Annotated in this window: 5 protein-coding genes; 3 read left to right on the top strand and 2 right to left on the bottom strand. The window is 71.9% G+C overall.

What is annotated here, in order from left to right; translation table 11 throughout:
* Positions 1–75 precede the first annotated feature (75 nt).
* Positions 76–861: a glucosamine-6-phosphate deaminase gene (gene nagB / locus ACFXAZ_RS24885; protein ID WP_384595304.1), complete on the bottom strand. Its 786-nt coding sequence runs from the start codon at positions 859–861 to the stop codon at positions 76–78.
* A 1,201-nt stretch (positions 862–2,062) separates the two neighbouring features.
* Here nagB and ACFXAZ_RS24880 point away from each other — a divergent pair.
* Positions 2,063–3,133 (top strand): SIS domain-containing protein, encoded by a 1,071-nt coding sequence (locus ACFXAZ_RS24880; protein ID WP_384595301.1) that lies wholly within the window; start codon positions 2,063–2,065, stop codon positions 3,131–3,133.
* Here the strand turns inward: ACFXAZ_RS24880 and ACFXAZ_RS24875 are convergent.
* Positions 3,058–3,765 carry an SDR family oxidoreductase gene (locus tag ACFXAZ_RS24875; protein WP_384595298.1) on the bottom strand — a complete coding sequence of 236 codons (708 nt, stop codon included), beginning with the start codon at positions 3,763–3,765 and terminating at the stop codon, positions 3,058–3,060. The two genes, ACFXAZ_RS24880 and ACFXAZ_RS24875, sit on opposite strands and share 76 nt — an antisense overlap.
* A gap of 186 nt (positions 3,766–3,951) precedes the next feature.
* Between ACFXAZ_RS24875 and ACFXAZ_RS24870 the strand changes: the two genes are divergently transcribed.
* Both ACFXAZ_RS24870 and ACFXAZ_RS24865 read left to right on the top strand, forming a co-directional pair.
* Positions 3,952–4,611: a TetR/AcrR family transcriptional regulator gene (locus ACFXAZ_RS24870; RefSeq protein WP_384595295.1), complete on the top strand. Its 660-nt coding sequence runs from the start codon at positions 3,952–3,954 to the stop codon at positions 4,609–4,611.
* Positions 4,612–5,402: 791 nt separating this feature from the next.
* Positions 5,403–6,869: a sensor histidine kinase gene (locus ACFXAZ_RS24865; RefSeq protein WP_384595325.1), complete on the top strand. Its 1,467-nt coding sequence runs from the start codon at positions 5,403–5,405 to the stop codon at positions 6,867–6,869.
* Positions 6,870–7,093 lie beyond the last annotated feature (224 nt).

Raw genomic sequence — 7,093 nt, 5'->3', positions numbered from 1 at the left:
CCCCGGGTCCTGGGGTGACCGGCACCTCTGCCTTGTGCGCGACTCCGCGCAGGACCGCTGGATCCGCTGGATCCGCTAGATCCCCTGCCACCCGGGCTTGTGGGCGAAGGTGTGCCGGAAGTAGTCCGCGAGCTTCAGCTTGGACGCCGCCGCCTCGTCCACGACGACCGTCGCGTGCGGATGCAGTTGGAGCGCCGACGCCGGACACACCGCCGCCACCGGCCCCTCCACCGTCGCCGCCACCGCGTCCGCCTTGCCCTCACCCGTGGCCAGCAGCACCAGATGCCGTGCCTCCAGGATCGTCCCTATCCCCTGTGTGATCACGTGATACGGCACCTGCTCGATGTCCCCGTCGAAGAACCGCGCGTTGTCCACCCGCGTCTGCTCCGTCAGCGTCTTGATCCGGGTCCGCGAGGCCAGCGACGAACACGGCTCGTTGAACCCGATGTGCCCGTCCGTTCCGATCCCCAGCAGTTGCAGATCCACCCCACCGGCCTCGCCCAGCGCCTTGTCGTACGCCGTGCAGGCCCCCGGAATGTCCTCCGCCGTGCCGTCCGGCCCCATGAACGCGGCCATTCCGATCCCCAGCGGCTCCAGCACCTCACGCCGCAGCACCGAACGGTACGACTCGGGGTGCTCGGCCGGCAGCCCCACATATTCGTCGAGCTGTGCGATCCGCGCCCGCGAGGCGTCCACGGCACCGGAGCGCACCTTGCCCGCCAGCGCCTGGTAGACGGGCAGCGGCGTCGAGCCGGTGGCCACCCCGAGCAGGGCGTCCGGCGTCTGCCGCAGCAACTGCGCCATGGCCTCGGCGATCAGCTCGCCGCCCGCCGCGGCATCCGGAACGATGACAACTTCCACGCTGGTCCTGCCGTTCTGAAGAGGGGACTCGAAGGGAGACGCGGAAAACCCGAAATCGGATCGTGTGGTTTAGACCAATCTACCAGGCCCCGCCCTCCCATCCCAGGCACACACCGGTCCCCCCACACCCACCCCGCACGGGCTGAGCGAACCCCGCCGAAATAACACCCGGCCCTCTGCGTGGCGCCTCCGGCGGGGGCGGGCGGGGCGGGGGCGAGATCGCGAGGGCGTGGGGCCGCGAGTGCGCCGGGGCGGGGGTTCGGGCGAGCCGCACAGCCGCGGGTCGCGGCACCCGTGGGGGCTCCGGGGCGGCGAGACGCCAGGACCGTGGGCTCCAGCGCCTTGTGGCTAGACGGCTCCAGGGCCCACAGCCCTTGGAGCCCTGCGGTCTGGCGGTCCTGCGGCCTCGGGGTCCTGCGGTCTGACGGCCCTGCGGGCCGATGGGCCCAGAGATCGGGGACCCGGGACACTGAGGTCGTACGACGAGGTTTCTGGACGAGCCGCCAGGCCGACACCGGCCTGGACATCAGAGCCCGCCGAGGAGCGCCATGGACACCGAATCCCGTATGCGGAGCGGCTCCGACACCACGCGCTGGACGAAAGGCGGCCCCGACACCGAGGCCGTACGAGGGCGGCCCCGAGATCACGCGCTGTACGAGGAGCGGCCCCGGCATCACGCGCTCCACCGAGGGCGCCCCCGACACCCAAGGCCGGACGAGGCACGGCCCCGATACCAAGTGCCGCATGAAGGGCGGCTGGCCCGGCCATCACGCGCTGGACGAAGGGCGCCCCCGACACCAAGCGCCGCACGAGCAACGGCACCGACACCAGAGCCCGCACCAGAGGCGGCCCAAGTCCGGGGCCGACACCTGCTCCGGCATCAGCGCCCGCGCCAGCGCCGCCACAGACACTTGCACCGGCACTGCCACCGACACCCGCACCGACACCGACTCGGGCACCGACACTCGCACCGACACCGACTCGGGTACCGACACCCGTACAAGAACCCGCACCGGCATCAGCGCTCGCACCCGCACCGGAGCCAACACCTGCACCGCCATGGACTCCCGCACCGCCACGGACATCCGCACCGGCACCGACTTCGGCCCCCGCACCCGGCACAAGCCCCCCCCCACGCACCCCCATCCCGAACAGAACCCCAACTCCCAACACCACCCCCAAACCCCCGGAGGGACCCCGCATGACCGCCACCACCCCCCAACCCCGCGGCGACGTCCCCGGACGGATCATGGCCCGTGAGATGGCCGAGCAGCCTGCCGTGCTGCGGCGGATTCTGGCGGACGGCGCCCCGGCCATCCGGCAGGTCGCCCACGAGATCGCCGCCCGCAAGCCCCGTTTCGTCCTGCTGGCCGCCCGCGGCACCTCCGACAACGCCGCCCTCTACGCCAAGTACCTCCTGGAGATCCGCCTCGGCCTGCCCTGCGGGCTCACCTCCATGTCCACCACCACCGCCTACGGCGCCCGCCCCGACCTCACCGATGTCCTGGTCCTCACCGTCAGCCAGTCCGGCGGCTCGCCCGACCTGGTGGCCTCCACCCGGGCGGCCCGCGAGGCCGGTGCCGTCACCCTCGCCGTGACCAACAACCCCGATTCACCGCTCGCCGCCGTCTCCGAGTACCACATCGACATCCTGGCCGGCCCCGAGAAGGCGCTCCCCGCGACCAAGACCTACACCGCCTCCCTCCTCGCCCTCTACCTCTTCGTCGAGGGCCTGCGCGGCGGCGACGGCACCGCCGCCGAGGTGCTCCCGGACCTCGCCGGACAACTCCTCGCCCGGCAAGACGAGATCCGTGCCCTCGCCGCCCGCTACCGCTTCGCCGAACGCATGGTCATCACCTCCCGCGGCTACGGCTACCCCACCGCCAAGGAAGCCGCCCTCAAGCTCATGGAGACCAGCTACATCCCCGCCCTCTCCTACTCCGGCGCCGATCTGGTGCACGGCCCGCTCGCCATGGTCGACAACGTCTCCCCGGTCATCGCGGTCGTCACCGACGGCAAGGGCGGTGAAGCTCTCCAGCCCGTCCTCGACCGGCTGCGCGGCCGGGGCGCCGACCTCGTCGTCATCGGCCCCGCTGCCCAGGTCGAGCGCGCCTCGGCCGGGTTCGTACTGCCCACCGAGGGCGTCGCGGAGGAGGTCCAGCCCGTGCTGGAGATCATCCCCCTCCAACTCCTCGCCTACGAGGTCACCATCGCCCGCGGCCAGGACCCCGACGCCCCGCGCGCCCTGGCCAAGGTCACGGAGACCCACTGACCCCGCACGGCAGCCACCCCCTCCGGTCTACCGGGCGAGCGGCGATCCCCCCTCGTCGCGTCCAGATGCTGCCCGGTGACCCACCGCGCATCCGGCGACGCCAGGAACGCCACCACATCCGCGACCTCCGTCGCCGTCCCCACCCGGTCGAACACCGACACTGACTCGGCGTGCGCCCGCACCTCCGGGTCGGCGAGCACCTCGCGGGTCAGGTCGGTGTCGATGTACCCAGGCGCGACCGAATTCGCCGTGATGCCTCTCGGGGCCGGCTCGGCGGCCAGTGAACGGGTCAAGGCCGTCACCGCGCCCATGGCCATATGGGTCGCGGCGATGGCGGGTATCGTCGCGTCCGTCCCCGCCGTCACATTCACGATCCACCCCTGATCGCGCAGCCGGCCCGGGCCGTGCTTGATGACGAAGAAGGGCGCCTTGGCGTTGACCGCGTGCGCTCGGTCGTACATCTCCTCGTCCGTCGCCTCGATCGCGGCCACCGTGTCCTTCGCCGCTTCCTCGTCCCTGCCGTCATGCCCCCCGACCCGCGCCCCGACCCGCGCCGGCCGATCGGCCACAGCCCGCCCGATACCCCGGCTCGCCCCCGTCACCAACGCCGTCCTGCCCCCGAGCACACCCATGCCGGCCCCTCCAGACCCCATGACACCCATCACCAGCGATGCCGGCCATCGCAGCCGTCACCGCAGCCACCCAGCCGTCCGTCCCGCCGATCAGGGCTTCCCGGCAATCATTCCCTATCGATCGCTACAGAAAAACCGTACACCACCCCGCCGACATTTCTCTAGCACCCGCTATAAAATAGACCCATGGTGAGTACCGAGCACCCCGCCAAGACCCCGGACACCGCCCCGAACGGCGCGTCGGCCCCGCCCGCCCCCCGCCGCCGGGGCCGCCCCCGCTCCTTCGACCGTTCGACCGCCCTGGAGAAAGCCCTGATGGCGTTCTGGGCCCAGGGCTACGAGGCCACCTCGGTCTCCGACCTCACCCGCGAGATGGGTATCGGGGCCCCCAGCCTCTACGCGGCGTTCGGCGACAAGCGCGCCCTGTTCGACGAGGTCGTGGTCGAGTACGACAAGAAGTACGGATCCTTCGGCGCCACCGCGCTCGCCGAGGAGCCCACCGCGCGGGCCGCCGTCGAGCGAGTGCTGAAGGAGGCCGCCGTCGTCTACACCGAGCCCGGCCACCCCCGCGGCTGTCTCTATGTGCACGCCGCCACCAACTGCACCAGCCCGGACGTCGAGGCATCGCTGCGGGACCGGCGCAACGCCGACATCGCCGGCTTCGAGCGCCGTTTCGCGGCGGCCGTCGCGGCCGGCGAGCTGCCCGCCGGAACGGACACCTCCGCGCTCGCCCGGTTCACCGGGGCCATGATCCAGGGCATGTCGCAGCAGGCGCGCGACGGCGCGAGCCGCGAGGAACTGGAGGCGCTCGTCGAAATCGCCCTGACCAACTGGCCCCGTGGTTGACGTCGGCGGGTTAGGCTGCCAGGCGTCAACAACCAACAGCCTCCAACAATTCGCCGCCCCCGACTCATGGACACGCGGAGTGGTCTAGTCCACAATGCTGGAAGTGGGGAACCCCGCGAGACGGGGACCGGGTCGATCGTAGGGTCGACCGCACAGCCGATTGCCCAGCCAATCGCCTACAAGCCTCCGTCTTCCCCGCACAGGAAGACGGACCGAGGAACCGGTGCTCTCTGCCCTGACTGCCCCGGATCCTCATCCTTCGGCCGACCGGGACCGCACACCCCACGGCCGTTGTTGCTCCGGGCTGCGGTGCCGGGAGGGTTGAGGGTCCCTCTCAGGCGCCGCGGCCCGCGGGTGTCTCCCGGCCCGGCTCACCCACCGGACGCCCTTCGCCCACCGGACATCCTTCACCCACCGGATGCCCCTCGCGCGCCGGATGCCCCTCGCGCGCCGGATCCTGCCGTCCGCTTCCCGGACACCGCGCGCTCACCGGGCGCGTGTCCCCTGTCGGCCACCACTCCCTCACCGGACGCGTGTCCCCTGCCGGCCGCCACTCCCTCACCGGACGCGCCCCTCCCGCCGGACGCCACACCCCGTCCGGCCCCACCGATCTCCCCGCCACCCATGGCGCACCCCGCACCCACCCCGCACCCCGTGCAGATCGCGCCCCCCACACCCACCGCGCACCCCGCGCCCCTACCCCACACCGGGGGACATCGATGAGCCCCTGGCACAGGGCCGTACATTTCGGCGGCTCACAGGCCCCCGGGTACGCTCGCAGCGTGCCCTCCATGAACGAGCTGGTCCGCCAGCACACCGCCCTCGACGACTCCGACCTGGAGTGGCTCCATCTGCTGGTCTCGGAGTGGCAGCTGCTCTCCGATCTCTCCTTCGCCGACCTGGTTCTGTGGGTGCCCACCCGCGACGGCACACGCTATGTCTCCGTGGCCCAGATGCGCCCCAACACCGGCCCCACCTCCTACCAGGACGACATGGTCGGCCATCTCGTCCCGCGCGGCCGTCGCCCGATGCTGGACGCGGCGCTCGACGAGGGCCGGATCGTGCGCGAGGGCGACCCCGAGTGGCGCGAGGAGGTCCCGGTGCGCATCGAGTCGATCCCGGTGCGCCGCAAGTCACGCGTCCTCGGCGTCATCGCCCGCAACACCAACCTGCTCACCGTGCGCACCCCGAGCCGCCTGGAGCTGACGTACCTCCAGAGCGCCTCCGACCTCGCGCAGATGATCGCGGCCGGCTCCTTCCCGTTCGCCGACCAGCAGGTCGACATGGACGCCTCGCCGCGCGTCGGCGACGGCCTGATCAGGGTCGATGCCGACGGCATCGTCCAGTACGCCTCCCCGAACGCGCTCTCGGCCTACCACCGCCTCGGCCTCGCCGCCGACCTCGTGGGCCACCACCTGGGCGGTACGACCGCCGAACTCGCCCCCACCCGTGGCCCGGTCGACGAGGCGCTCGCCAAGGTCGCCAGCGGCTGGGCCCCCCGCTCCTTCGAGATCGAGGCCCGCGACGGGGTGATCCAGTTCCGTACGATCCCGCTCAAGCCGAAGGGCACCCGTACCGGTTCGCTGGTGCTGCTGCGCGATGTCACCGAACTGCGTCGCCGCGAGCGCGAGTTGATCACCAAGGACGCCACCATCCGGGAGATCCACCACCGGGTGAAGAACAACCTCCAGACGGTGGCCGCCCTGCTGCGGCTCCAGGCCCGCCGGATCGAGTCCGAGCGCGGACGCGCCGCCCTGGAGGAGGCGGTCCGCCGGGTCGGCTCGATCGCCATCGTGCACGAGACGCTCTCCCAGAACCTCGACGAGCGCGTGGAGTTCGACGAGATCGCCGACCGGGTGCTCGCCATGGTCGCCGAGATCTCGCCCGGCAAGGTCGCCGGCCGCCGCTCCGGCCGCTTCGGCATCCTGGAGGCGGAGGTGGCCACCCCGCTGGCCATGGTGCTCACCGAGGTGCTCCAGAACGCCCTGGAACACGGCTTCAAGGAGGGCGACACCGGCACGGTCGAGGTCTCGGCGGTCCGTGGCGGTACGACAAAACAGGCCCGTCTGCTGGTCACGGTCCAGGACGACGGGGTGGGCCTGCCGCCCGGCTTCGACCCGCACACCTCGGGGAACCTGGGCCTCCAGATCGTCCGGACACTGGTGGAGGGCGAGTTGGGCGGCAGCTTCGACATGGTCCCGGCCCCGGACCGCGGCACCCAGGTGATCCTGGACATCCCGGTACGGGCGCACAAGTAGCAGAGGGCGCACAGGCAGCGCAGGGCGTACCGGCAGAAGCTGCCTGGGCCCGGCGAGCCGAGCCCAGATGCGAAGAACCCCAGTCACCAAGAGCCCCGAACACACAAAGCCCCGAACGCAAAGAACCCCGCCGGCGCGGTCACCGAGGCGGGGGCGCGCGGCCTCGGGGGGTGGGGGCGCGTCGGGGGGGGGGGGGGGGTGTGGCTCGGTCTCTCTGGCCCCCG

Origin of the sequence: Streptomyces sp. NPDC059477 (genome assembly GCF_042749375.1) — a bacterium.
Classification (GTDB): domain Bacteria; phylum Actinomycetota; class Actinomycetes; order Streptomycetales; family Streptomycetaceae; genus Streptomyces.
The sequence above is the reverse complement of the archived record's forward strand: the minus strand, read 5'-3'. Positions and strand labels throughout refer to the sequence as shown.